At 44.7% G+C, this 24760-nt stretch carries 28 protein-coding genes and 2 pseudogenes; 6 read left to right on the forward strand and 24 right to left on the reverse strand.

Features of this window, described 5'->3' with window-relative positions; all coding sequences use genetic code 11:
* The first annotated feature begins 2 nt into the window (after positions 1-2).
* Positions 3-1124 (forward strand): GerAB/ArcD/ProY family transporter, encoded by a 1122-nt coding sequence (locus tag ACR9FF_RS22220; RefSeq protein WP_435164849.1) that lies wholly within the window; start codon positions 3-5, stop codon positions 1122-1124.
* Between the two features lie 86 nt (positions 1125-1210).
* The gene (locus ACR9FF_RS22225) at positions 1211-2206 is read left to right on the forward strand and encodes a Ger(x)C family spore germination C-terminal domain-containing protein (protein WP_244935601.1); all 996 of its coding nucleotides are present in this window, start codon (positions 1211-1213) and stop codon (positions 2204-2206) included.
* A gap of 238 nt (positions 2207-2444) precedes the next feature.
* On the opposite strand, the gene ACR9FF_RS22230 is transcribed toward ACR9FF_RS22225, so the two are convergent.
* From ACR9FF_RS22230 to ACR9FF_RS22295, 14 genes and pseudogenes are all read right to left on the reverse strand, one after another.
* Positions 2445-2540 (reverse strand): DUF3885 domain-containing protein, encoded by a 96-nt coding sequence (locus ACR9FF_RS22230; RefSeq protein WP_435164852.1) that lies wholly within the window; start codon positions 2538-2540, stop codon positions 2445-2447.
* 6 nt (positions 2541-2546) lie between these two features.
* Positions 2547-3002, reverse strand: a complete 456-nt coding sequence (locus tag ACR9FF_RS22235) for a hypothetical protein (protein WP_127495506.1) — start codon at positions 3000-3002, stop codon at positions 2547-2549.
* 144 nt (positions 3003-3146) lie between these two features.
* Positions 3147-3992 (reverse strand): ornithine carbamoyltransferase, encoded by an 846-nt coding sequence (locus ACR9FF_RS22240; RefSeq protein ID WP_435164855.1) that lies wholly within the window; start codon positions 3990-3992, stop codon positions 3147-3149.
* A 178-nt stretch (positions 3993-4170) separates the two neighbouring features.
* Complete coding sequence (locus ACR9FF_RS22245) at positions 4171-4767, reverse strand: YdhK family protein (RefSeq protein WP_435164858.1); 597 nt, start codon at positions 4765-4767, stop codon at positions 4171-4173.
* A gap of 98 nt (positions 4768-4865) precedes the next feature.
* Positions 4866-5948 (reverse strand): sensor histidine kinase, encoded by a 1083-nt coding sequence (locus ACR9FF_RS22250; protein WP_435164861.1) that lies wholly within the window; start codon positions 5946-5948, stop codon positions 4866-4868.
* A complete protein-coding gene (locus tag ACR9FF_RS22255; RefSeq protein WP_435164864.1) occupies positions 5941-6636 on the reverse strand; it encodes a response regulator transcription factor in 696 nt (231 codons plus the stop codon). The genes ACR9FF_RS22250 and ACR9FF_RS22255 overlap by 8 nt, the downstream gene beginning before the upstream one ends.
* Before the next feature lie 374 nt (positions 6637-7010).
* The gene (locus ACR9FF_RS22260; RefSeq protein WP_435164867.1) at positions 7011-7148 is read right to left on the reverse strand and encodes a hypothetical protein; all 138 of its coding nucleotides are present in this window, start codon (positions 7146-7148) and stop codon (positions 7011-7013) included.
* Positions 7149-7229: 81 nt separating this feature from the next.
* The gene (locus ACR9FF_RS22265) at positions 7230-7685 is read right to left on the reverse strand and encodes a hypothetical protein (RefSeq protein ID WP_435164870.1); all 456 of its coding nucleotides are present in this window, start codon (positions 7683-7685) and stop codon (positions 7230-7232) included.
* Between the two features lie 2 nt (positions 7686-7687).
* Positions 7688-8470, reverse strand: a complete 783-nt coding sequence (locus ACR9FF_RS22270) for a hypothetical protein (protein ID WP_435164872.1) — start codon at positions 8468-8470, stop codon at positions 7688-7690.
* Positions 8471-8637: 167 nt separating this feature from the next.
* The gene (locus tag ACR9FF_RS22275; RefSeq protein WP_435164875.1) at positions 8638-9792 is read right to left on the reverse strand and encodes a serine hydrolase domain-containing protein; all 1155 of its coding nucleotides are present in this window, start codon (positions 9790-9792) and stop codon (positions 8638-8640) included.
* Between the two features lie 69 nt (positions 9793-9861).
* A pseudogene (locus ACR9FF_RS22280) lies at positions 9862-10503 on the reverse strand (pentapeptide repeat-containing protein); the annotation flags it as partial.
* A gap of 138 nt (positions 10504-10641) precedes the next feature.
* Positions 10642-11307 (reverse strand): TetR/AcrR family transcriptional regulator, encoded by a 666-nt coding sequence (locus tag ACR9FF_RS22285; RefSeq protein ID WP_127495515.1) that lies wholly within the window; start codon positions 11305-11307, stop codon positions 10642-10644.
* 223 nt (positions 11308-11530) lie between these two features.
* Positions 11531-11977: a hypothetical protein gene (locus ACR9FF_RS22290; RefSeq protein ID WP_435164879.1), complete on the reverse strand. Its 447-nt coding sequence runs from the start codon at positions 11975-11977 to the stop codon at positions 11531-11533.
* A 3-nt stretch (positions 11978-11980) separates the two neighbouring features.
* The gene (locus tag ACR9FF_RS22295; protein ID WP_435164882.1) at positions 11981-12538 is read right to left on the reverse strand and encodes a DUF3231 family protein; all 558 of its coding nucleotides are present in this window, start codon (positions 12536-12538) and stop codon (positions 11981-11983) included.
* A 156-nt stretch (positions 12539-12694) separates the two neighbouring features.
* Here ACR9FF_RS22295 and ACR9FF_RS22300 point away from each other — a divergent pair, with 156 nt between their 5' ends.
* Together ACR9FF_RS22300 and ACR9FF_RS22305 are read left to right on the forward strand one after the other, a co-directional pair.
* Positions 12695-13537 (forward strand): sialate O-acetylesterase, encoded by an 843-nt coding sequence (locus ACR9FF_RS22300; protein ID WP_127495517.1) that lies wholly within the window; start codon positions 12695-12697, stop codon positions 13535-13537.
* The gene (locus ACR9FF_RS22305) at positions 13534-14067 is read left to right on the forward strand and encodes a PadR family transcriptional regulator (RefSeq protein WP_435164885.1); all 534 of its coding nucleotides are present in this window, start codon (positions 13534-13536) and stop codon (positions 14065-14067) included. Before ACR9FF_RS22300 ends, ACR9FF_RS22305 begins: the two co-directional genes overlap by 4 nt.
* A 452-nt stretch (positions 14068-14519) precedes the next feature.
* Here the strand turns inward: ACR9FF_RS22305 and ACR9FF_RS22310 are convergent, their stop codons facing one another.
* The 5 genes from ACR9FF_RS22310 to ACR9FF_RS22330 form a co-directional block, all read right to left on the reverse strand.
* A complete protein-coding gene (locus ACR9FF_RS22310; protein ID WP_435164888.1) occupies positions 14520-15050 on the reverse strand; it encodes a GNAT family N-acetyltransferase in 531 nt (176 codons plus the stop codon).
* 598 nt (positions 15051-15648) lie between these two features.
* Entirely contained in the window at positions 15649-16071 is a 423-nt protein-coding gene (locus ACR9FF_RS22315) for an ester cyclase (protein ID WP_201007527.1), read from the reverse strand.
* Between the two features lie 326 nt (positions 16072-16397).
* Positions 16398-16658: a VIT1/CCC1 transporter family protein gene (locus tag ACR9FF_RS22320; protein ID WP_435172181.1), complete on the reverse strand. Its 261-nt coding sequence runs from the start codon at positions 16656-16658 to the stop codon at positions 16398-16400.
* Positions 16577-16792, reverse strand: coding sequence for a VIT1/CCC1 transporter family protein (locus ACR9FF_RS22325; RefSeq protein ID WP_435164891.1), 216 nt, complete (start codon positions 16790-16792; stop codon positions 16577-16579). Before ACR9FF_RS22325 ends, ACR9FF_RS22320 begins: the two co-directional genes overlap by 82 nt.
* A 16-nt stretch (positions 16793-16808) precedes the next feature.
* On the reverse strand, positions 16809-17282 hold the full coding sequence (locus ACR9FF_RS22330; protein WP_435164894.1) for a DUF2231 domain-containing protein: 474 nt from the start codon (positions 17280-17282) through the stop codon (positions 16809-16811).
* Positions 17283-17370: 88 nt separating this feature from the next.
* On the opposite strand from ACR9FF_RS22330, the gene ACR9FF_RS22335 reads away from it, so the two are divergent.
* Positions 17371-18057 carry a response regulator transcription factor gene (locus tag ACR9FF_RS22335; RefSeq protein ID WP_127495528.1) on the forward strand — a complete coding sequence of 229 codons (687 nt, stop codon included), beginning with the start codon at positions 17371-17373 and terminating at the stop codon, positions 18055-18057.
* Complete coding sequence (locus tag ACR9FF_RS22340) at positions 18047-19321, forward strand: sensor histidine kinase (RefSeq protein ID WP_435164898.1); 1275 nt, start codon at positions 18047-18049, stop codon at positions 19319-19321. The genes ACR9FF_RS22335 and ACR9FF_RS22340 overlap by 11 nt, the downstream gene beginning before the upstream one ends.
* 90 nt (positions 19322-19411) lie before the next feature.
* On the opposite strand, the gene ACR9FF_RS22345 is transcribed toward ACR9FF_RS22340, so the two are convergent.
* The 5 genes and pseudogenes from ACR9FF_RS22345 to ACR9FF_RS22365 form a co-directional block, all read right to left on the reverse strand.
* Positions 19412-20239, reverse strand: a complete 828-nt coding sequence (locus tag ACR9FF_RS22345; RefSeq protein ID WP_435164901.1) for an RnfABCDGE type electron transport complex subunit D — start codon at positions 20237-20239, stop codon at positions 19412-19414.
* Position 20240: 1 nt separating this feature from the next.
* On the reverse strand, positions 20241-21128 hold the full coding sequence (locus ACR9FF_RS22350; protein WP_435164904.1) for an FAD:protein FMN transferase: 888 nt from the start codon (positions 21126-21128) through the stop codon (positions 20241-20243).
* A 10-nt stretch (positions 21129-21138) separates the two neighbouring features.
* The gene (locus tag ACR9FF_RS22355) at positions 21139-21633 is read right to left on the reverse strand and encodes an FMN-binding protein (RefSeq protein ID WP_435172183.1); all 495 of its coding nucleotides are present in this window, start codon (positions 21631-21633) and stop codon (positions 21139-21141) included.
* A gap of 195 nt (positions 21634-21828) precedes the next feature.
* Complete coding sequence (locus tag ACR9FF_RS22360) at positions 21829-23907, reverse strand: catalase (protein WP_435164907.1); 2079 nt, start codon at positions 23905-23907, stop codon at positions 21829-21831.
* A gap of 236 nt (positions 23908-24143) precedes the next feature.
* Positions 24144-24536 (reverse strand): annotated as a pseudogene (locus ACR9FF_RS22365) (manganese catalase family protein); the annotation flags it as partial.
* Positions 24537-24760: the final 224 nt, after the last annotated feature.

A 24760-nucleotide genomic window follows, 5' to 3' on the forward strand; every position in this document is an offset into this window, starting at 1 on the left:
CTATGAAAGCTATATCGCTGTTTCGAAAAACCTCACAGCAAGAAAGCGGTTTTTACGCGCTCTTCCTCACCAATAGGATTCAAATGCTTTATTACATGATTATCATGCCCTCAGCCATCGTGCAACCTTATATGTTATTGGCGATTGTAGCAATGGGCATAGCCTCCCAATTTTGCCTATATATGCTGTCCAAGTGGTTCGCAACTCCCTACTCTACCCAAGGGTACAAGGGTTTTGAAGAATTATTTGGAAAAACAGGAATTAAAATATTAGCTTTGACAGGCTTGCCGTTCCTTCTGTTCAAGATCTCTTTCATTTCAATCAGTTATGCCGCTATCATGCAGCAATTTGTTTTTCCCACTATGGACCGAGAATGGCACATTGTGTTTCCTTTTATCTTATGCTGCTATTTGGCGCTGTTTGGAATGGAAAACATGATACGGTTCGTAACGGTCGTGTTCATTGTAACGATTGGGATCTTTTTTATGTATATTCCGTTTTTTTTGGTGCAATCAAATTCGATTCACGATCTATACCCTCTCATTCCCATTGGCCCAGAGCCGTTTGCATGGAAATCCCTACTGCTCGTTTTTTCGTCGTTTTCTGGACCGGAATTTTTAATTGCTATTTCATACTGGCTGAATCCGCAACAGAAAATGCTGAAATATTTGACGATTGCTAATACCATCTCGGTCGTCGAGTATCTCTTTATTTCCATTGCGGCCTTGCTCTTCTACGGTTCCAAATACTTGCCAACCATCAAATACCCGAACTTGGAGATGGGACGTTACCTGCAATCACCTTTATTAGAAAGGGTGGATATTATCCTGATCTCAGCATATATGTTCAGCATCCTTTACTCGCTCGCCTTGTTCGTGCTGATGGTATACGGCGCTTCCAGCTTGTTAGGCAAGACGAAGACAGGCACTAGTCGTGTTGGGCTGGTCGTCAGCTGCTTTATGGCGATAGCCTGCACTCTGCTGATCAGTAAATGGTTTTGGGAGCCTGGAATCGAACAGGCCTTTTGGCTTGACCTGCAGATGTGGTCAGGATCCACCACTTATTTATTATCACCTCTCCTCATCTGGATCGCGATCAAGCGGAAAGCCAGGACAACGTCATGAAACGCTTTATACAAGCAACGCTTGTGCTGCTATCGTCTTGTTTGTTAATACTCGAGTCCGGATGCGTCCTCTTACCGGAAAACAATATGATTGAAGAAATCACGCCGATTATTTTCTGGTCTGTGCAGGAAGCAGAAGACGGAAAGATAACAATTAGCACGCTCGTCCCTCCTCTTATCAAGGAGAAAAAACGAGTGCTTAACCTTAAGGTGTCTCTTATAAACGAAGGCAACAAAGGGTTTAATTTGAACTATCATAACGAACTGAAAGCCGGCCAAATCCGCTTGCTGTTGGTGGACGAAGCTTATGCGAAACGGGGACTAACCCGTCTTATCAATACGGTTCTGACCGATCCGAACATTTCGCAACGGTTGTATTTAGTCGTCACGAAAGGCGATTTTAATGAATTTCTCGCCAAACACTTGGATGAAACAGACAATATCGATTATTACATCTATCGTATGTTCAAACATTACGAGAAGAAAAAACAAGGCGAAATTACTGTCGTCAATTTGCACCAGTTTATGAAAATGTTGTACTCTCAGGTTTCCGATCCACAGCTACCAGTATTTCGCGCGGCAGGCGACCAGTTTCTGTATGAAGGCACAGCATTTTTCGACCAGGACACTATGGTTGCGGAGATACGTGGAAAGGACGATCAAATCAACCAATTGTTGTATAGAGACAGATTCGTACGATATTTAGTTCTTCCTGAGCTCTCGGTTACATTAGGGCATATTCGCGCGCATACCCGTAAGAAACTAACCCCGGATTTATCATCCCTGTCCATCGAAATCGACGTGAAGGGAAGAATTAATGAATTGGATTCGCTCGCAAGAATAGAGGATAACTACCAATTTGCCGCGCTCTCACAAAAAATCGAACGGTACTTGGAGGAGAATGTTATTAGCTTGCTATCCCAAATGCAAAAATTACAGATTGACCCCCTTCAAATCGGGGCGTTGACTGCTAAACCGTTCTCCAGACCAATAACGAGAGATACATGGGATCGGCATTGGTCTACTATGAAAATTAATGTAAAAGTGCGGTTACATTTAGAGCCTCTGACGAAAGTGAAATAGGAAGTCAGGATAACACCAAGTATTTTCTTTACAAAACGAACCTCACCTCTTTACTACCACATATTGGAACTACCCTGTCCATTACGTCAACAAAAGCTGCAGTGGATCTTCCGATCTCTGCAGCTTTTGCTTGACACTCTCACTCGAGATGCCGTTGGACTAACATGCGTTAGTCTCAATGGATAAGTGGTATTAGATGAAGAATCATTTATTCTTGAATACCGTCGATGTACTCTCTTCAGTAATCCACAATCCAGTCGTTATACTTTAAATATAGAGTCTTTAAGCTTCCAATAGAAACGGCATGTGCGATGCACCCTCTATCATCGTACATGTGAACCTACTTTAAACTCATCATTGCTTCATCGCTAAGTCCGATGTCCTGCTCAAATAAAGCTCTAAAACCCTTTCCTTTCGGCTCCATAGCCCAATATATTTTTTCGTTCATAGTCACTCCCTGACACCCAGTTGCACTTACTACCGCTTTAGAGACTAGCTTAGATTCAAGTGTAAACGTTAGTTCATATTGAACTCCATTGTCAGCAGGGCAACTGATTGTCCCTTGCGGAAAAGAAGGTAGGCTTAATATCTTTTCGTACAACTTCTTAACTACTTTTTTGTCATCTATGTTCTTAGATAAATGTACATCAGATTGATGCAATGGGTCTAAACGTTCCACACTAAGATTGTCAGGCTGATCAAGTTTGCCGGGTTGTTTATTAGTCGATGATTCCTTACACGAAGTCAAAACGATTATTAAACAACATGCGAGAATTACTTTTAAGAACTGATTCAAACCTCATCCTCCCATCATCGCTAACTAATAATTAGACTGTATTTATGCTTGGATTGTTGCGTTATCCTGCCCGTTACTTTAATGAAAACGGCAGCTGACCATTATGTCAGCTGCCGTCGTGTTGTCTTGAGCTATCGTTCTCTGTTAGGTTAATAAGCATTGCATAATAACCGCTTGTTGTACGAAAAGTAAATCCTTTTTGAATGTATGACCAACGAAGTATTCTGAGGATATGGCTTCCTCGCTTACTTCCTCCTCCCGAAAAAAAGGCGGACACGGATTCAACATCGCTCCATTTGGAGCCAGTTTCATTCTCTCGAGAGTGATCTGGTACTTTGCTATGTACTGTTCATTTCGAAGTTCATCAGGTAATGAATCCGTTAAAACAACATCGCTAAACCTAATGACTTCGTTGAGGTCAGTATAAAACTTATAATTTTTTGAATCGCATCTCATTTCGTGGCCCTTCAAAAAAACGTGATTAAATTTTAAATCCATCACTTCTGCTGCGGTTAACCATGACCTGCAAATATTTCCACCAGGTCCGACAAAAGTGTATGTGAGATTCTGAAATTGTTCCCTTCTTTTATGTATAGCGTATAAGTCAGATAAGATCTCACATGGATGATTAACAGCCGTCATTGCATTAATTACAGGGATATTGGAGTGGCGAGCTAATTCAGTTATTTTCAAAAAATCAGCATGCCTTACAATCACCCCGTGAGCCCAATTTTCGATGTATTTAATCACATCTTTTAATTGCTCCTTTTTGTCCAAGGCCTCTGGCGGGAATATTATGCATTCTCCTCCCAGATCTTTTATTCCTCTCTCAAAAGAGATTCTTGTCCTTAGGCTTGATTCTGGGAAGAATAAGATAAATGTTTTTCCTATCAAAAAATTTTTATGCATGCCCGTTTTTAGTTCATCTGTTAAGCGGAAGATGTTAAAGATGTCACCGTACGACAATTCATTAATGTCTAGTAGGTTCATTCAATCACCCAATCGCATATAAATTCACTATATAGTATATTTATACAATACTGGGGTTGCATTGTCCAACATTAGTCATTGGAACTATCCTGGAATAGCGTAACAAAAAAGCAGCCTATATCGGCTGCTTCCAAACGATTCTTTGGTTAAATCTGCTGCGATTAACTTATCGCTATCATTAGTGGTTCATACCCTTCATGCCATCCGTACTATTCTCGCTATTACCGCTAGTTGACTTTGATTCTGCAGGTGACAATTCGCTTTCGGTTACCCACATATGATTTTTCACCGGTGCTCCGCCATTTGTTGGGGTGTAATCAACCATGTATACAGTCGTTTGCTCAGCAGACACAATCTCAGCTGTTGCCCCCATCATGCCAGGCATATGATCAGCATTCAGTACGACTTGAGCACCCGGTTGCAGTTCTTTTTCCCCGGCGTCTTTCATTTCTTGTTGAATGACCCATTTATGGCCCCTTACTTTTTCCCCGCCATTTGTAGGTGTGTAATCCACTACATAAGCTGTTGTCTTATAAGCTCCAACAATCGTTGCAACCGCACCTTTCATCCCAGGCATATGCCCCTCTTGTATAACAGCTTGACTTCCAGGCTTATAGGTAGGGTTTGGCTCCTCTTTTAAGCCTGCGGGTATTTCACCCGAACCGGAATGGCTCATGGCGGAATGTTCCATATTGGAATTCTCCGCGTTATTGCCACAGGCGCTTAATCCTGCAATCATTACAATAGCAATGATCAAAATCCATGATTTTTTCATTGACCTAACCTCCAAGTGATTTTTTAATCCAATCTTCGTTGTCCTATCACAAGTATAACCACTACTTGTGAAGATCTTATGTAGAGTACAAAATGAGACTAATGAAGGTCGGATTTCTGTGGAAGTCGGATCGTAATGACGGCTCCATTCTGATTCTCCGCCCATACTTGTCCTCCGTGAGCAGTGACTAATTTCTTAACGATCGATAATCCTAAACCGCTGCCACCCGTTCTTCGGTTTCGCGATTTATCAGAACGATAAAATCGTTCAAATAGATAAGGAATATCCTCTTTTTCAATACCGCTGCCCGTGTCGTGTACGCGGATTAACACATCATGCCCTTCTTCAACGGCTTCCACGTGCACTTGTCCGTTTGGTGGAGTAAATTTTAGTGCATTGCTAAGCAGATTGACCAATATTTGAGTTACTCGGCTGTGATCGGCAAATATTCGGATATGCGGGCTGCAGCGAAACGTAAGATTCACCTCTTTTTCAAGATAAGCAGCGGAAACAATAGCTACTACCTGTTGGATTAAGGCAGACAGTAATTCTTGTTTTCGCACCAATTGAAACACCGGTGAGTCCATATGTGTCAAGTCCTCCAGTTCGGCCACCATTTTTGTAAGCCGCTCGATCTCTTCATAGCAAGCATGGATACGCTCGGGTGTCGGCTCCCATATCCCGTCTTCAAAAGCTCTCATATGACTTTTTAGCGTGGCTAGCGGAGTTCTTAGTTCATGAGCTATATCTTCAGTCATAATAACCCGGAGCTGCTCTTGTTTATGAAGCTGCGCGGCTAGTTCGTTAAGCGACAACGCAAGTTCAGCGAGTTCATCCTCCCCGTTCACAGTTATCCGCTTATCAAGCTGCCCATTAGCCATGCTTTCCGCTATTTTTTTCATATTTACAAGCGGCTTCGATATTCGTTTTGCGAAATAAAACCCGATTAAGGCTGCAAGAACGATTGAACCGGCAAATGTCCATATGATCGATTGGATGAGAGCTTGCTCCAAGTGGTAATCCAATCCGGACACATCATGGTTCATGCTCTCTGCTTGGTCATGGTACATCGAAATATGGTAGTGGGTAGCCAGTAAAACGCTTAACGCCGAGATCAGTAAAATGCACGCAGCGGTACCAATAATAATGAATGCTAGTCGGTTATGCAGCCGTTTATTCATGTTGCGCACCTGCAAAACGATAGCCAGACCCGTAAACCGTAACGATATACCGGGGATTTCTAGGATCCGGCTCAATCTTGTGGCGGATATTCTTGACATGCTGGTCAATAGTGCGGATATCGCCTTCGAAGGTATAACCTAGAACTTTATCAATTAATTCATCACGAGTAAAATGCCGCTGGGGATATTTGGCCAAAGCAAGCAGCAGCTTATATTCATTAGGCGTTAGATTAACGGGTTCCCCATGGCAGGAGACCGTTTGTTGCAGGGAATCGATTTCTAAATGGCCATTGTTAAAGGATAAGCGGTCGGCAAGCAGCTGACTATCATCCGTCCGCCGCAAGATTGCCCTGACCCTAGCTACAACCTCGCGCGGATCAAACGGTTTCGTCAAATAATCATCAGCGCCAACGGACAACCCCCTGATCCGGTTGTTTTCAGATACCTTTGCGGTAAGCATAAGAATAGGCAAGGAGTTCATTTTTCTGATTTTCAGGCAGACCTGTTCCCCATCCATATCCGGAAGCAAGAGATCCAGTATGACCAGATGGACAGACGAGCGTTGCAATATCTGCAAAGCTTCATTCCCAGAGGCAGCTTCTACGGTCAGAAAACCCTCCTTTTTCAGATAAGATACAACAACGTCCCGAATTTTGCTTTCATCATCCACTACCAAAATGGTTTTCAATCTTATTTGCTCCTAGTCATGCCAAGTTAATTTGTATAGTTCCCCTTTTGATACCCGTTCGACGAATTTTGAAAACTTTTCTTTCTTTTTACCCCATTCTTGAAAAACCGTAATGAGGCGGGTAACCAGGGGGATGACTTTCATCTGAACTATACAATACCCCCCTAGGGTATGTCAATGAGGCGATTTTATTTCAGTAAAAAATAGGCTTATTGTATAAACTATCCTGGCCAAGCGCTTAACAAAAAACGCAGCCGAGCGTATACGCCCGGCTGCTGCCATGCTGTTGAACTATCGTTCCGGCAGGGGATCTCTGATCTTCTGCCGGCTTGTTATTGAAATTTTATATTCTTCTGGTTTCTGAAGTTCGTATATCAAACCTTTTTCTTTTTTAATTTCGGCGGTAAGAAGCCGGCTTTTTTATTAACTTGAACATCAAAATATTCCAGCTCATTATAAGAACTATCTATTCTTTCGCCGAAATATTTTATTTTCTTTAATTTCCTTTTCATCATAAAGCCTCCCGAAAAATAATATTACACTTTATGACTAAAAAAATAATCGGACTGTGCATTAGTCTAATTAGCCAATAGTTACGTTATAGCCAAGCCTAGAGCTCTATGATCCCATAGTATATCCTCCACAACGGATACCTGATTGGCGTCACACGTTACAATGAGTATGATATCGCCTTTCTTCCCTTTTCTAAGTTGAAGCTGATTTTTGTTCCGCTTCGAAAGGTAAAGAAACCAGTTCAGGGCAACTCCAATAAGAAAGCCTATAACTGAACCAGCAATTCCCCAAATAATTGGTCCCCCTTGCCATACGAACCCTTTACTTGTACCAATGGTTCCAAACATAAAGGCAAATATCATAGCTTTATCGATAAAGGAAATCCCATCTGACCGGTGAATGCTGTCCAGAAGCCTCGGTTCTTTTTTACGCAAATCAAGCGGTACAGCGTAAATAGCTGTGATCCCCTTTTCCTCAAGTTCAGAAATGGCTATTTCAACAAAGGTTGAATGCTCGAATGTGGCCAAGACCTGCATCGTTACTTCTCTCCAATTGTGATGAGATGCCCTGCTGGCTGGTAATTTTCCAAAAGAAATTGTTTTTGAGCATCATCAAACAGTTTATTATTTTCTACGGTGTTCGTATAGGCATCATATAAGGTAAAGAAATAAAAAGAAGGGAAATACAATAACCATTGTTTATCGAGAACCGACGAGGAGCCTCTCACATCACCTAAAATTAGATCGTGAATGGCTAGCATTATGTTGGAATACCATGCGATAAAAATCGTACTGACCAAAATAAATGTGGCTAAAACAATGCGATGTAAGTACAGTTGACCAAGGCTGGGGATTCCCATGGACCAAACAAGAGCTACCCATGGTTTGCGTTTATCGAGATAATTAATCTCCAGTGCCCCGATGCTAAACTCATTAAAGCGGCCCTTTTCCCTCTTCGCCAGAAGATAGACTTTGTTCAAATCAACAGCCGTTCGATAACTATCATAAATCGCAAACAAGTAAACAGGGATATAAAGCAACAAAAATTTAGGGTCCAATACCTCTCTAGCTGCTTGGAATTGACCGTTAAATGTATGAACGATAGATAAATTCAAATGTATTTTCTGATTAATAAAAAACTCCCATAAAATTAGAGCATATCCGCGTAAATATTTATTTAAGAGTAAATGTCCAAAACCGGGAAAAGCCATTGACCAACAAGCTATACTGATCGGATTACGCTTATGTAATTGTGTTGTTCCCAATACGCTGGCGTGTGCAATGTACCGCCTGTTGCGATACTTATCCCTGAAATTGTCCACAATTAGTCCTCCCCCTAACTTTTACCAACAAGATTATATTGCCTTCCAATTAGAGGGAATATACATTTAGCTATTCTCTTGTCTGCTCTTGCGAATAATGGTATCCTGCCAATCGCTTGAAAAACAAAGAGCAGACTGCCGTGGCAATCTGCTCTTTGTTAATTCAACTAAATTTCTCCGTCAGCCGACTCGGCATGCCCGCCGCCGAACACCTCCTCGACGAGCCTCTGCATTACCTTCTGGAACGCCACTGCCAGGGACATTGCGGCGTCGTCCACATAGTTAATGGAGGCGGTCAGGGTCTTCCTGCCGTCAGGCGTGCTGTACATCAGTGCCGCGTAGCCCGAAATGCCGCCGTTGTGGGTGATGATGGTACCGTCGCCGTTCGGGCCGGCGTCCTGCACGAACACCCCCAAGCCATAGCCGACTTTGGGATGCGGCTTGATCATCTCGGCCAGCAGCGGGGCCGGGAGGAGCTTGCCGCCCATTAGCGCGGAGATGAAAGTGTGGAGATCCTGGGTGGTCGAGATCATGTCACCGCCGGTGGAAATCCAGGAGGGGTTCTGGCGGGTGATGTCAACCGTCTTCTGCTCGCCGGCGTCCTCGTATCGATAGTAGGCGTGGGCATGCGGTTCGGGGATCTCCGGCTGAGCATCTGGTACCCGTGTGCCCGACAGCCCAAGCGGCCCCAGAATGAGCCGCTGCATCTCCTCGGCGAGCGAGCAGCCGGTGACCTTCTCGATCAGCAGTCTGGCCAGCACGTAGTTGGTGTTGGAATAGCTCCAGTCCGTTCCCGGATCGAATCGTAACGGCCTGGACAATGCCAACCGTACCAGCTCCTCCGGCCGATAGGTCTTGAATCGGTTGTCTACCCACTCCTGACCCTGCCAAGGGATCCCCGGTACGACCGTTCCGTCTTCATAGTACTCGCCGGTGAAGTTGAACACCCCGCTGGTGTGTTGCAGCAACATCCGCACCGTGATCCGTCGGTCCAGCCCGAACTCGGGCAGATAGTCTACCACCGGATCGTCCAGCCCGATCCTGCCCTCGGCGACCAATTGCAGCACCACGGTCGCGGTGAAGGTCTTGGTGTTGCTGCCTATCCGGAAGTGTCCGTTTGTAGGCGGCTTCGCGGTCTCGCCCAACCTGCTAACCCCGGCGCTGCCGACCCACTCTCCCTTCTCATCGTGCACGCGCAGCTGTACCCCGAGAAATCCGGAATCGGCTATCTCCTCGATGGCCTTCTGCAGCTCCGGGCGATCCTGGTCATTAGTGAATGTTCTTTCCTTCCTATTTTCTGACGAACTTGTGATCTTTTCCATTTTGTATCCCTCGCTTTATTTTTTTTGTTTTAAACTATCCTCTATCAATGAATCCGCCTTTGTTTCTCTTTAAACGACTGTAACCTTAGACAAATAGGCATCCATGCCTTTGAGAGCAGCAAAGGTCAATTTATCCATCGTTGCACCGTCAAAGCAGATGGTTTTGATCATACGGTAGTACTTTTTAGTCAAAGTAAAGCCCGGATGGAAAGAAACATTCTTAAATGTAGCGCCCTTGAACGAAACGTCGGTTAACGCGGTTTTCTCGAACTTGACGCCAACAAACGTCTGTCCGTCCAAACATTTCCCGCTCAAATCGGCCTCCTTGAAGTCAACCCCGTCAAATAAGCAATCTTCAAAAATCGTTTTTCTAAGATCGGTTCTCGCTAACGTGACATCCGTCATTCTCACTCCTCGGAATTTGGCCCCATCCAGCACGGAGCTGGTGAAATTAGTTCGTACAAGGATCGTCTTATCGAAGCTTGCATTTGTCAGGTCAAGCGCGGTAAGTTTGCAGTCCGTCAGATCCGCGCCGTCAAAATCGCTTCCGCGCATCTCGCTGCTCTTGAACGTGCTGCCGGTCAAATTGGCGCCAGAAAAGTCGGAACCGGAGATCGCACTGCCTTTAAACTGTCCTTTAGGGGCCGTAACGCCCGCAAAATCGCTTTTTACCAGGTTGCTTCCGTTAAAGTTGGTCACTACATTCCGTTCTTTCATTGTCGATTTTTGATTCATATCATTCACATCTCCTTAGAATAGTTTTTTAGTTTTGAACTCAGGTTAGTTATACATACCAACCGATGGTATGTATAACTGTAAAAATAAAGCTGCCCTTAGGCAGTTTACTTCTTACTTCTCTGTGCTGACTTCTCTAGCTGAAATACGGAACAGTTCCTCGTATCTTTGAAGCATTTGCTCATCAAACAGGTCAAGTCCCAGGCCTTTCAAGATTTCATCGAATAGCTTTACCTTGTTTAACATCATCTCGGGCGAAGCCGGGATAACCGACGGGTTAAGCCATAGATTGGTGAGAACAAGCAACACTTCGCTAAGCTCCCTCGGATACTCGGTTCGGATCGAGCCGTCTCGCACCCCTTGTTCGATGATGGGCTGGATATAGACAGGTATCGCTTTTTCAATCATGTGCTCGATCTGGGCTGCCAGCAGCTTCGGATTGCGCAAAAGGTTTGGTGCCACAGCTGCCATTTCGCTCTGAGCGGGATTGCTGAGCGAGACGCTGGAAATCTTGCGAAGCTTCTCCAGACCATTTAACTCCTTGTCGTCCCGGACCCCGGACAACATCTCGTCAACATCTTTGTACAGATGATTGATTACGGCCTGCATGATCTCTTCCTTCGACTTGAAGTGATGATAGATGGCCCCTTTTGTCAGTCCCCCCAGTCCGTTGATGATATCCTGAATCGAGGTTTGCTCGTATCCTTTTTCAATAAAGAGATCAAGCGCCACGGTTAGGATTTGGTTGGTCGTTTCCTCCGGATATTTATTTCTTGCCATTTGCTCTCTCCTTACATACATTCGGTTGGTACGTAAACAATATATGCCACTTCCCTTTAAATGTCAACACCCTGAAACAAAAAAAGCAACCGGACACAATGTGCCGACTGCAGCCGCAAACTGCCTTTATACTACAAAAGCTGCAGCGGTTCCTTTGATCCGCTGCAGCTTTGCCCTCTGCATCGACAGGTTTTTAGTTTTCCATTTGAGTTACTCGGTGCGTTTATGTGTCTTTTACACGGTTCCAAAAAAAAGATTGAAGGCCTATTCCGACAATAACACCAGCACCGATACCTAATAACCCAAGCCAGACCGCTCCCAAAAAATACTTTGAATAAACAACACCAATCGTCCCAAAGAAGGCACCGAAAGCAAAAGGGAGTGAAGCATTCACTTTTAGCTCTTCACCTGCATCCTTGTAGGCGTCCCAAATTCCGAACATGTAGACACAAGGGTAGAACATTAGCCATTCCATATCTGCTTGCTCGATTAGCGGGAGATTCCCATGAAAGCTCGTGATAATAACCCAATTCAAATGAGACTTCAAGTTAATAAGAAATTCCAAAGTGATCAGCAGGATTCCCTTTATATATTTACCGTTAAGGAGCTGACCGAATCCTGGCAAAGCGACACTCCACAATAACGCCTCGGTGCGGGACGCTTTGGCCATTTCCTACCCCTTTGCTAGCGCATTACGATCCGCCGCTTGCGGGGGCTGTTCCATCCAGCCCAAATCGATCATGGTGTTGGCTCCATCCTCAACGTAATTTCCTACAAGGCAATCGGTAAAAAATTCACGGACATCCGGCCGGCTCATAAAAGGTACAGCGATTCCGTAAATACTGATCCCCGCTTTACTTGTATACTTTAAGTAATGCAAATAAAATTCATCGGCATACAACCGGGGAGCTTCTACATTTACGTCTTCTTCCGTATAGCCGATCGGTACCGGATGACCCTCTTGGGTGAAAATATTATCTACCGTTCTCGTGAATCGGTCGGCTAACTGAAGTGCTTCATTCAGAACATCTCGAATATTTGCATCGTCCACATTTTGCAGAAAATAGCGCAGCACGCACCGTGCCATACTGTTTCCCATATAAGTTATCCATAGTTTTCCGATTTCAGCTGACGTTAATTTATTTAGACATATCTCCTTCTGTTTGGCTCTTGTTTTCGTCTTGTAGTTTTTGCATGGGCCACCTCTTATGTATTTAAATTGTAACAACATCCTTTTTTTGTAGGTAACCACGTTATTATTTGATTTTGAGCCACAATAAATACTTAGACAATGCAAACATCGTCCAATTGACCATAGTCTAATCAGACTATATAATATTTTTAGTCTAATTAGACTATAACAGTGGTGCAAAGGAGTAAAGATTATATGATAAAGTCATTTCTAATGTTGGGCCAGTCTAATATGGCGGGCCGTGGATTTTTACATGAAGTCGATCCTATCTATCATGAAAAGATAAAAATGCTGCGCAATGGACAGTGGCAGATCATGACGGAGCCGATTAATTACGACCGTCCGGTTTCCGGTGTAAGTCTGGCGGCGTCTTTTGCCGATGCCTGGTCAAAAGCCAATCCCGATGAAGAAATTGGTTTGATTCCTTGTGCGGAAGGCGGCAGTTCCTTGAATGACTGGCATCCGGAAGGCATCCTTTTCCAACATGCTTTGTCCGAAGCCCGCTTCGCCCTGCGTTCCAGTCAAATCTGCGGAATCCTTTGGCACCAGGGTGAGAGCGACAGCTATCGTTCGCTGCATGAAACTTATTATGAGAAATTAACCCTTATCATCGAGACCCTAAGAAACGAATTGAATCTTGATGAAGTGCCGTTGATCATTGGCGGACTTGGTGATTTCCTTGGGAAGACTGGTTTTGGACAGCACGCAACAGAGTATCGGCAGATCAATGAACAATTGCAGAACTTCGCTAACGAACAGCAAAATTGTTATTTTGTAACAGCAGCAGATTTGACCGCAAATCCTGATGGCATTCATTTAGACGCGGTTTCGCAACGCAAATTCGGCTACCGCTATTTCGAGGCTTTTTCGAAAAAATGTCATGTCATGGAACCCATCCCGGGAGAGGAGCAGTCACTGAAAGTGAAGCGCGACTATTCGAAAACAGAACAGATTTACATTCATAGCATGGATTTGGCTTTGGGTAAAATGACGTATGCGGAATTCGAGGCGCAGATGGTGAAGGTGATGCAGCCTTGATCCCCTTACTCATCCTTGGCTTGCTCATCCAAAACCCCGGCGCTCACGGCTATGAACTACTGGCCTTAATGGAAAAACGCCATTACAAATATATTGTAAACTTCACGAAAGGCTCGTTTTATTACAATCTGCAGCAGCTTGAAGAGAAAGGTTGGATTGAACAGACTCAGCAGAATCCTTCAACCAGTGGTCGCGAAATTCGGAACTTTAAAATCACCAGATCGGGAATGGTTGAATTTGAAAAATTAATGGTCAAATACGGCACCAAATCTGAATATGTGAACCTGCAATTTTATGGGGCGCTGCTCTTTGCCGATGAATACGACAAAAACAAATTACTGGAACTGATCCAATCGCAAATAGATCAGACTAAAACCCGAATCGCCCTCCTTGATGAGTACCTGTCCAACACACAAGAGCTTCCCGGCACAATCGATTACTACCGCCGCATGAACGAAAATTCCCGTTCCCATCACCTGGTTAACTTAGAATGGTTTGAACAATTGAAAGCAGAAATGTCTCCTTTTTAGCAATAAGAAAACCGCCTTTTTGCAAAGGCGGTTTTCTTATTGCGTTAATTCCTCAGCTATCTGCGGATATGAACTATAAGCTCTGGCTAATTTTGAAAAACTGCCGTTCCAAAGGCGACAACTCGTAATTTGTTCGAGTAACTAAAAATTTATCAATGTACCGATATTCCTGCGGAAGCTCCATGAAATCGGTAACTCCAAACTCTCTGACAGTGGTCTTGGAAACAATATAAATCTCCCATAAATAAGGACGAAAAATACAATCAATTGTTGTGCGAGTCTGTCCTTTCGCTTAATAAAAAAGGAAGCAGCTGCGCCGGCAGTCTGCTCCATGGATAGTTCAACTAATGTTCCTCGTAATGATTTTTGCTTTTCTGCATGCCCACACGCTCCACGAACTTGAGTTGTTTTTAGTCGGGACGCGGAAATCTCCTTCTCGTATCCTCGCTTGTTTAGCGTGCGTTCAATATCGCTGATTCCCGTAGGCGAAGCCGATAGCTTTTGACGAGCGTCTCCCCGTTATTCACGTCGAACTCCTTCGCCCGTTCGAAGCCGAGACGCTCGTATAGACGAACCGCAGAATCCATCATGTCGGACGTGTGCAAATGAAGAAGCTCGGCGCCAGACGCGAGCGCGATCCCGGCGCTCTCGCGGATGAGCTGCGTCGCGACGCCATGGCCGCGGGCTTCCTGTGAGACGGCGAGCAGACGGATGATCGGCGTTTGGATGCCGACGTAACCGTATGCTTGCTCCGACGATTCGAACAGGAACACACTGCCGACGATACGGCCGTCTAATTCTGCGACGAGCCGGTTTTTTGTTGCCCCGGCGCTCGCGGCGGCGACGATGTTTTCTTTATATTGCTCCCACCGTTCTTCGGATAACGTATTCGCGTATTGCCCGTAGGCGTCCAGCAGCACGTCCCGGACCGCGTCGAGGTCTTCCGCCGTCGCTTCGCGAACGAGCACTTGTTTTTGCGCCATGAGATCCACCTGCTTTCTATTGAATAGTCGGCTATTGATCGGGATGGATAAGACTAGGCTTTGTCAGTCCCTCCAAATTCGTCCCAGTATCCGATATTATTTTGTGTCATCTTGCCTCTATTTCTACAGACCCTGTTTCATGAAGCGACGTCTTTACATGCAATAATTTAGCCATGACGACCTCTCCTATTCATTAATTTATATTCGCAAAGCACACTTTTTTCATAGGAATTATATGTTATTAGGTTTATGCTAGCATTCCATAAGTTATATCACAATACCTCAATCGATAGAAATACTTAATAAGCAATACTAAAAAATCTATATATGTATATGTATATGTATTTCTATGATTAAACGAGCACATTCGTTACTAACCTCATCCCATACTACTGATATTTCAAAATCATCAGTCACTTGTATAATTAGTCCCCCACCAGTCCGAGGCGACCGCTAAGATTACGCTGCAGTCCTCGGGTTCAATTGGAACCAAACTCCCTTTACTTTAACAAAAAAACAGCTAGCCATATAATACCGGCTGCTGCTTCGTTTTGAGTTTACCAATACAGTAATGATCCTTCTTTTTTATTGTCTCAGACTACCTCGCCGCATTTTGTTCCAACTGCTTTCGAATACCTTCGCGGTCGATCTGAATCCAATATTCGACGATTTTGTCATTCTCAATACGGTATACGGCGCTTGCGATTTCGATGACTGGCTTGCCGGTTGGCGCAAATCCGTCGATTTCCCCAACATGAATCCCTGTTTGCTTCCACCTAACATAGACACGATCCTCAGCGGCGAGGAACTCTTCGACCTGCAGATGGAATGCCCCATATGCCTTCATCATCTCCCGGACATGGTCCGCATAATTTTGTGGCGTCCGTTCGACGGTCTCCTCATTTTCCGCTGTCACCTGATGCGCCGCGACACGCGTTGCCATATAGTCATGCGCTGCATCAGGCTCAAGACCGGAGCGTACCCGCGAGAAAAATTGCTCAACTATATCTGCTACTGCCACGCCTTTACACCTCTTTTTAATGTATCTCCTAAACTATGCGGTTAAGAATAGTTAATCTTTGAACCTAGATTCAAACGTCGATCGAGGAGCGGCAGCTTCAAAATGCCCTTATACCCTCCTGAATACGATAGCATTTTCAAGTATGACGAAACATAACTTAACCTCAAAAGTATAACACATATTGTAACTATCCTACCGGTTAGCTTAATAGATCGTGCATTTTCAGGAATCTCGGAGCTGTATAGAAAATCTTGTCCTGATACGGCTTTGTATAGAAGTTCTTGTCTTGAGGTGACGACAAGAACTTCTATACATTAATGCCTTCTTCAATTCGATTTATCGTAGCTGCTAATTTGGTTGACGGCCGATTCAACGAGATCTTCTTGAAGCCCCCATTCCCGGAACACCTCGGCTACTTCTTCTCTTTCATAATCAGGAAGTTCGATGATCTCCCGCCGCTCTCTCTCTAGTTCATTCTCATAATGCTCTTGTTCGGTTCGAGCCGCTAGATCCCCCCTAAACCCATCGCTATCGAACCGGCTGCGAACTCTGCCAAGCCAGCAACAACAACAATCTGCGTCCCCGATACGGAACCCGAAAGACCAGCTGCAAGAGCAAAAGGAACCGTCAGTCCATCCGACATACCTATCACAATGTCTCTGACTAGTGCGGTCACTGTAAAGTGTTTCTCGATATGCTTGTTTTTTCCGGACTTGTGCATTTGCAGTTATTAGTTGCTAATCATGATTTCCTTTCGGAGGGTTTACCATTACGTCATTTACTTTTACACCTATACCGTCTTCATACACCATTTTTCCGCCATAATAGCCAGTACCCAAGACTAAACCGCATGAGACAATAGCAACTACAAGATAAATAACGAGCGTCAGCTTAGCGAAGGATTGTTTGCCGCGAAGCAGCAATAACAGTCTAACCACCACCATGATGCTAACGACCCACGCCGTAATGTCCGCTAACGTACTGTGAGTTTCCAAGAAAGCAGTATTGCCTCTAGCGTCCTCTTCAGGACCAGTCGCCACGGAAAGCCATGCAGATAATGCAGCGCTAACCCAAATCCAAAGCCCTTGTTTCAATGGAAGAGACCCACGCCGAATAGATACGATGAGGTCATGTAGTACAGCGATAGTGATCAAAACGATTGGGAAATGGACAAGAATAGGATGTGAGTGATCGACAATTTCATTCAACAATGGAATTCCCCCTTGATTTTTGTTCTAAACATAGCCATCATAGCAAGAGATTATTGAAATATTCTTAAAAACCAGAAAGGGATAAATCATGCGCATTCTAATTATTGAGGACGACCCTGCTTTGCTTGGTATCATTAGCGAACTATTTGAAAGTGAGAACTATTCAACAGATGTCGCTGCGACCGGAAACGAAGGTTTATTTCTTGCAGAGCAAGGAATCCATGATTTAATCGTGCTTGACATTATGCTTCCCGGAATGGACGGTATTGAAATTGTTCGGCAATTAAGAGCGAAATCAAACCCAATCCCTATTATCATGTTAACCGCTAGAGGCAGCTTGGATGACCGTGTGAATGGCCTCAATGCCGGAGCAGATGATTATTTGCCGAAACCTTTCGCCTTGGCCGAACTGCTGGCAAGAGCTAGAGCTGTACTTAGACGTAAAGGAGCAATAAGCAAGGAAGGCGAGATCATCTGTGGTCCCGTCAAATTGATCTCTTCCGTAAGAGAAGTTATTGTCGGTGATCAGAATCTTAAGCTTACTCTTAAAGAGTATGAACTTTTGGAATTTCTTTTATGCCATCAGGACCGTATATTGACTCGTGAGCAAATTTTTGACCGGATATGGGGATTTGATTCCGAGGCGGCGATGTCGGCTGTCGATGTTTATGTACATCATTTGCGTAAAAAACTATCCTCTCATGGTGCAGAAAATCTCATTCAAACCGTTCGAGGCACGGGTTACATGATCAAAGGAGGCTCAGATGTTTCGTAACATTCGCATTAAGCTGGCTTTCTTCCATTCCGCAGCATTCTTACTTATACTTACCGCACTAGGAGCCATTCTTTATTGGCATGTTCACTTTCGACTCTACAACGATATGGATGAGATCTTGCATCAGTCAGAAAGCAGAATTCGTGCGACATCGAATTTGGATGAGTTGCTTAGATCGGACTTTAGGGAACTTCAACAGGATGAGCGAACGACTTATCTGTTCTGGAGCAAGGACGGTGAATTAATAGGTCAATTGCCCGAACAAGCTTTATCTCAGAAGGAAACACAGATGTTGAAGCCCATTACAAATAAACTCCTTCAAACCGTTACTATAGATCACCAAAGCTATCGACTACTTCAGATCTCATGCAGGGACATAAAATGCAACGCAACTATACCAGTCGAATCGATTACCGTCGTAAGGAGCCTTAGAGATGTCGTGGGCATGCTTAAAAATTTGCAACAAGATCTTGCTGCAGGCATTGCGATCGGACTCCTTCTATCCATGGCGGGAGGTTACTATTTAGCCGGACGGGCGTTGGTTCCTATTCGTCAATCTTGGGAAAAGCAGCAGCGTTTCACCGCTGATGCATCGCATGAATTGCGAACACCAATCACGATTATTCAAGCACAAACGGAGATGCTGCTTAGGCATCCCTACCATACAATCGAAGAAGAATCCTCCAATATTTCTAACATTCTTAGAGAGAATAAACGAATGGGAAAATTAGTAGACGATCTGCTGACATTAACTAAAGGCGATACCCATGATTTAGCGCTTCACTGGGCACCTATATATCTAGACACTGTAATGAATGAAGTCGGGGAGCAATTCCGTTTGATCGCTGAAACAAAACAAATCCATGTCGATTCCCAAGTCCAGCCCTCTATCATTTTATGGGGCGATGAAGAACGCATTCGGCAAGTGCTTCTTATTTTACTTGACAACGCATATAAATTTACGCCGTCAGAGGGTTCCATCGTAATAGAAGCCCATCAAACATTTCATGGCATAGTTATACGCATATCAGATACCGGAATTGGAATTGCGCCCGAGGATCTGGCACATGTATTCGAGCGCTTCTATCGAGGTGACAAAGCCCGCACGCGTTCCACAGGTGGAACAGGTCTTGGGCTCTCAATTGCAGAATGGATCGTAAAATTACATGAAGGAAATATCAGGATCCAATCCATTCTAGGGCGTGGCACAACCGTGGAGATAAGCTTCCCTGGATCAAATGCGCGAATCCGACGAACCCCTTGATTCTACCGTTCAGGAGACTGCCTCGTTACGGCTAGGAAGTTGATGAAGATCTACGAAACGTAGTGGCAGCATAATCGAGCCATCATGAATTTAATCCGTCATTCCACGCTGTCGAGGCTCCTTGCGTGATTTCATTGTTACTTTTGAAGAGAAGCGTGTCTGAAGCAAATGATAAAGGTTGCCGGCGAACAGCCCGATAAACAAATACATCAGTCCGCCATATATTCCATATACAATCGTTCCGACAACGGCGGCCAATATGCCAAATATGATTTGTCCAGTAGGCTTGGCCGGTGATGTCGGAGGATCTGTTAGCATGAAGCAGCCGAAGAACAAAGTCGCGTTAATGAACGGCGGCCGGAGTGCGTCGAAAGCGTCGCCACTATGCAACAATTCCATGGCCAGCACCATTGCAAAAGTTATCATGAAAAAAGTGAATATTTGCTGATATTTATTCACGCGATTCGTTACGGCGTATCCGCCTATTAGTAACAGCGGAATATACCAGCTGGGAAGGTCCCCGAAAGCCCCCCACCAGCTTTGTTCCGTGTGGTAGATCAGTATCGACAAGAACAGTCCGAAAGCTGCTGGATTAAATATTGGTTTTTTCTTATAAACAAGTAGATGCTTAGAAATGATCGAAAGGCATGCCGTACTCGCGATAATGGGCCAAGCCGTATTGAGGCTAAGAATCAAAGCGACAATCAGTCCCGTAATAGCCGCTCCGTCAGGCATAATGCGTTTCCTCTTTTTGATTAGAGCAAAGAGAACGTCGATAACAATTGCTGTTCCAACCGCAATTCCTCCATTTTCTATGCCGCGTATACTGTGTGTTGCCCAAGAAGCAATGAAAAGATAGACAGAGATCGTGATAAGAACATATGCTTTGGGTGATTTGAACCATTGTTTCCATTTCATACTAAATTCCTCCGATCCTTTTGATACGTAAATCCCACGTCAGGATCAAACCTTGCAGGCCAGCCTCGGCGATTAATGCTATTCCTTCATCCCCGCCCATCGCAAACGCCGCGGTTGAAAAAGCATCCGCCATCATGGCGTAAGGAGCAATAACGCTGCAGCTAATCCATTCGTTAGGTGATCTGCCTGTTGCAGGGTGAACGATATGATGCTCACCTTCCTCCACTTCGCTTCGTCTCTCGTAGCTTCCTGAAGTGCATACTGAGGCATCGGAAATGTATAGCGTCTGCAGGACGGTGTTTGCGCTCTTCGGTTCGCGGATGCCGATTGTCCATTTGTCGCCTTGCTCGTCTGTCCCCCCCGCATATACATCGCCTCCTGCGTTCACGACAAATCCGGGGCAGCCTTTGAGCTCACTTACTGCCAAGTCGATGGCAAAACCTTTGGCGGTGGCGCCTAAATCCAGAATGAGCGGTTTGTGCAAGCATAATGTACGATTCGTTTCATTGAGTTCGACATCCCGGAAATTGGCGGATAAGTCAGCATCACTGTTCGTCCTTACACCGGTCAAGTAATGGCTGTTGAATCCTTTTGTTTCTAGTAACCGGCCGATGGAGGGATCGAATGAACCATCTGTCCATTCGGCCATCTCAAGTGCAAATCTTAACGGCTCGAACAAATACGGGCTGATCGTTGTGGCTTTTCCAATTCTGCGACAAGCCTGCATTAATTCACTCTCGGGACTGAAGCGGCTGCACGCTCTTTCGACTTGCCGAAAGGCATCGAATGCTCTGCTAACTCGTATATCGAGCTCTTCCTCCGACATTGTTTTACCGCAGTGTGCTTCAATCTGAACAACTGTGTCCATGAATAATTTGGCTTTTTTCATCAGTGTGGCCTCAAGTTCGAAGCGCCTGATTTAATGCATCCTGCACAGCGTCCGAGAACGCAATTGTACTATAGGTGGCGCCAGAGACATTAGCTACCTTCGCGCTTTGAATTTGCAATACTTCTTCTGGCATTCCGATGACGTCATCGATTGAATAGTGCATGGCGAAGTCGCTAATCTCGACGTCCGTAATTTGGTCATTCTTGATAGCGACCGTCACCTGAATCATGCCACGGCGATTGCTTCCCATTCCGGTGTAGGTTCCGTCGATATACTTTGAGGGTACCTCATCGTTTCCGGATACCGAGGCTTTGCTTGACACGATGGGACTGCTGTATGTCCCGTTGACAAGCATTTCCGGTTTATCGACCTCCGTGGACCAATATCCAGCGGCATAGACAGCAGCAACAGCTGTCGAACATAGCGCTACCCACTTTTTTTTCATTTTCGCCATTTTAAGTCCTCCGATCAGACAAGCTTTCATAAATTCACTTCTTAAATTCACTTTGATCAATGTAGGCCTCATTATATATTAGCAAGCTTAAAATTTTTTTAAAAAACGCCTCCATACTGTCGCGATGGAAATCCTTAAAACAAAAAAGCCGCAATTTATGCGACTTTTAATGTCATTTTTTGAAGAAACCGACCAAGTTGCTGTGAATTACACATACCCCGACCTCAATAAGATCATTTCCATTATTTACGGCTGAATTATTCGATTCCAATGCCTATGCTCGGCAATTGCATCAATAAATGACTTATAGAATGGTTTGTCTGCACTTTGTTCTTCGGCGATTAAAACGCCATTCAATTGAGCAGCTTTTTCCCCTGCAGCCTGTACGGCGCCTGCGGAAATAAGCAGACGAACACCGTCACCTACAGCGGCAATAGTCTTATAATGCTGAAATGCTTCACGAACAAATCCCGCTGATGCAACGTCGCTAAGCAGCTCGTCCACACCTTGGGCTCCGCCGCAAACATATACGGCGTCATACAGAACGGATGCAGCCGTTAGCAGCGATTGCTGAGGCTCGATAAGCGTACCGTCAACACCTTTTACTGGAGCAAGCGTTTTACTCACAATCTCCGCCGTTACTTTCGAAGCTGTCAATTCTTTTAACAGTGCTTGTACCTCTGTTGTGTGATATCCATTACCGAGCATGACCGCGACCTTGCGTGTAACAGCAGTCTTGGTCTTAGTCATCATGCTGAGCGCAGGAGATATAGTTGTCGGCGCCGCAGCGATGCCCTTAATTGGTGTTGCCCCGATGCCGTCGGCTATACGCTCCGCAAGATCCTCTGCAACCTGGCTGAACACATCTACCACACGTTGCCTAAGTTCTTTGGACATCACTTTACCAAGCTCGAACCGGAATGCGTCTACGATCTGACTTTGCTCAATCGGAGACATGCTATGCCAGAACATAGAAGCTTGGCTAAAATGATCTTCAAAGCTATTGCTTCTAGCCTTGATCTTCCGACCTTCCACCTTCTCCTCGTAATGACGGTAACCACCTTCACTCGTCGGTACTGGCGCAGGATGATTGTTTGCCAAGCTGTTTTTATGATAGCTCGTCTGCCCCTGATTAATTGTCATCCGATGCATGCCGTCCCGTTGATTGTTATGTACTGGTGCGATCGGACGATTAATTGGAATCTCCGGGAAATTCGGACCTCCTAGGCGAAGCAGTTGCGTATCCGTATAGGAGAATAGCCTTCCTTGAAGCAATGGATCATTCGTGAAATCGATGCCTGGCACAAGATGGCCGACATGGAATGCGACCTGTTCTGTCTCAGCGAAGAAATTATCCGTGTTCCGATTCAGAGTCATCTTCCCCACAATTCGTACCGGCACCATCTCTTCCGGCCATAGCTTTGTTGCATCCAGGATATCGAAGTCAAAGCTGAATTCATCTTCCTCTTTTAAGATTTGAACTCCAAGCTCGAATTCCGGGTAATTCCCCTGCTCGATTGCATTCCACAGATCACGACGGTTAAAGTCTGGGTCTTTGCCTGCTACCTTTTGCGTCTCATCCCATACCAGCGAGTGAACGCCTAGCTTCGGTTTCCAGTGGAACTTAACAAAATGTGACTTGCCTTGCTCATTTACGAATCGGAACGTATGAACGCCAAACCCTTCCATCATACGGAAGCTGCGAGGCAGCGCTCGTCCTGACATCACCCACATGATCATATGAGCGGTTTCAGTATTCGTACTTACGAAATCCCAAAATGTATCATGTGCTGACGAAGCTTGTGGAATCTCGTTTGGCGGCTCAGGCTTAACCGCATGTATGAAATCGGGAAACTTAACCGCATCCTGTATAAAGAACACCGGCATGTTATTGCCAACAAGATCATAGTTCCCTTCCTCTGTATAGAACTTAACTGCAAAACCGCGTACGTCTCGTACAGTATCGCTTGAGCCCCTTGATCCTGCCACGGTGGAGAATCGAACAAACAATGGCGTCCTGATCGAGGTATCGGTTAAAAACTTCGCCTTGGTGTATTCAGAGAGCGATTCGTATAATTCAAATTCGCCATGAGCGCCGAAGCCTCTCGCATGTACAACACGCTCGGGTATACGCTCATGATCGAAATGAGTCATTTTCTCTCGAAAATGAAAATCCTCCATTATAGTCGGACCACGCGGACCAACTTTAAGGGAGTGCTCGTCATCCTCGACTTTCAAACCTTGATTCGTTGTTAACGCCTCGCCTTTATCCGTAACACGATAGGCATCTAACTGCTTTTGTTTTATGTTATCATTATCGTTCACATATAACTCCTCCTAATTCAAGATTAGGCATAGTATCCGTAGTCTCACCCTAATTTATCCTTTTTTGCACATTATATCCTCCACTGACCTCCCTTTATAGGGGATCGTAAGCTTGCCTGAGGGGATCTGATCCGTAAGACTCTTGTTAAGTTCTCCCGGCTAACGCTGCTTATAAAAATAGGCCAACCAATATAATCTGGTTGACCGTATACTACGAAAAGCATTTTTATGTTACATTAAACCTTAAAAACTTTCTTCGTGCCCCAGTCGGACTTAATCATCTCAACCGCTTCTCTAAACCTCAACGAATGGACAATCTCACGTTCACGAAGAAACTTTAAGCCATCCTGTAAATCCACATCATCAGTCATATCGATCAGCCATTGGTAGGTGGCGCGTGCCTTCTCCTCAGCGGCAATATCCTCATACAGATCAGCGATTGGATCTCCTTTCGCCTGGATATAAGCTGCGGTCCACGGAACACCCGAAGCATTCACATACATCATTCCATTATCATGGTTGACAAAGTTCTCTCCTAACCCCGCTTCATCCAATTGTCTTGGCGTTGCATCTTTTGTTAATTTATACACCATCGTAGCAATCATTTCTAAGTGGGCAAACTCTTCAGTACACTATAGTTGTAGGTAATAAATATCATTATACAAAACGGACATTTTGTTGAAAGATTGATAGAGTTATAGATGCTACAGCGGAGATCCCTAGCCTCCATTGTCAGATGACAAGAACTTATATACAAAAACGACAAGAACTTCTATACATACATGAATGCTTCCTCTTCAAACCGCCTTAGAATTACATAACTTCTAGGGGTTAACTATTTAACGCTTAATAG

The organism is Paenibacillus glycanilyticus (genome assembly GCF_051200795.1).
Taxonomy (GTDB): Bacteria; Bacillota; Bacilli; order Paenibacillales; family Paenibacillaceae; genus Pristimantibacillus; species Pristimantibacillus glycanilyticus.

What these genes read in the sequence shown, in the direction of transcription:
- ACR9FF_RS22220 (WP_435164849.1), top strand. Translation starts at nt 3, where the DNA reads ATGAAAGCTATATCGCTGTTTCGAAAAACCTCACAGCAAGAAAGCGGT.
- ACR9FF_RS22225 (WP_244935601.1), top strand. Translation starts at nt 1,211, where the DNA reads ATGATTGAAGAAATCACGCCGATTATTTTCTGGTCTGTGCAGGAAGCA.
- ACR9FF_RS22230 (WP_435164852.1), bottom strand. Translation starts at nt 2,540, where the DNA reads ATGTACGATGATAGAGGGTGCATCGCACATGCCGTTTCTATTGGAAGC.
- ACR9FF_RS22240 (WP_435164855.1), bottom strand. Translation starts at nt 3,992, where the DNA reads ATGAACCTACTAGACATTAATGAATTGTCGTACGGTGACATCTTTAAC.
- ACR9FF_RS22245 (WP_435164858.1), bottom strand. Translation starts at nt 4,767, where the DNA reads ATGAAAAAATCATGGATTTTGATCATTGCTATTGTAATGATTGCAGGA.
- ACR9FF_RS22250 (WP_435164861.1), bottom strand. Translation starts at nt 5,948, where the DNA reads ATGAATAAACGGCTGCATAACCGACTAGCATTCATTATTATTGGTACC.
- ACR9FF_RS22260 (WP_435164867.1), bottom strand. Translation starts at nt 7,148, where the DNA reads ATGAAAAGGAAATTAAAGAAAATAAAATATTTCGGCGAAAGAATAGAT.
- ACR9FF_RS22265 (WP_435164870.1), bottom strand. Translation starts at nt 7,685, where the DNA reads ATGCAGGTCTTGGCCACATTCGAGCATTCAACCTTTGTTGAAATAGCC.
- ACR9FF_RS22275 (WP_435164875.1), bottom strand. Translation starts at nt 9,792, where the DNA reads ATGGAAAAGATCACAAGTTCGTCAGAAAATAGGAAGGAAAGAACATTC.
- ACR9FF_RS22285 (WP_127495515.1), bottom strand. Translation starts at nt 11,307, where the DNA reads ATGGCAAGAAATAAATATCCGGAGGAAACGACCAACCAAATCCTAACC.
- ACR9FF_RS22290 (WP_435164879.1), bottom strand. Translation starts at nt 11,977, where the DNA reads ATGGCCAAAGCGTCCCGCACCGAGGCGTTATTGTGGAGTGTCGCTTTG.
- ACR9FF_RS22295 (WP_435164882.1), bottom strand. Translation starts at nt 12,538, where the DNA reads ATGTTGTTACAATTTAAATACATAAGAGGTGGCCCATGCAAAAACTAC.
- ACR9FF_RS22300 (WP_127495517.1), top strand. Translation starts at nt 12,695, where the DNA reads ATGATAAAGTCATTTCTAATGTTGGGCCAGTCTAATATGGCGGGCCGT.
- ACR9FF_RS22310 (WP_435164888.1), bottom strand. Translation starts at nt 15,050, where the DNA reads ATGGCGCAAAAACAAGTGCTCGTTCGCGAAGCGACGGCGGAAGACCTC.
- ACR9FF_RS22325 (WP_435164891.1), bottom strand. Translation starts at nt 16,792, where the DNA reads ATGCACAAGTCCGGAAAAAACAAGCATATCGAGAAACACTTTACAGTG.
- ACR9FF_RS22335 (WP_127495528.1), top strand. Translation starts at nt 17,371, where the DNA reads ATGCGCATTCTAATTATTGAGGACGACCCTGCTTTGCTTGGTATCATT.
- ACR9FF_RS22340 (WP_435164898.1), top strand. Translation starts at nt 18,047, where the DNA reads ATGTTTCGTAACATTCGCATTAAGCTGGCTTTCTTCCATTCCGCAGCA.
- ACR9FF_RS22345 (WP_435164901.1), bottom strand. Translation starts at nt 20,239, where the DNA reads ATGAAATGGAAACAATGGTTCAAATCACCCAAAGCATATGTTCTTATC.
- ACR9FF_RS22350 (WP_435164904.1), bottom strand. Translation starts at nt 21,128, where the DNA reads ATGAAAAAAGCCAAATTATTCATGGACACAGTTGTTCAGATTGAAGCA.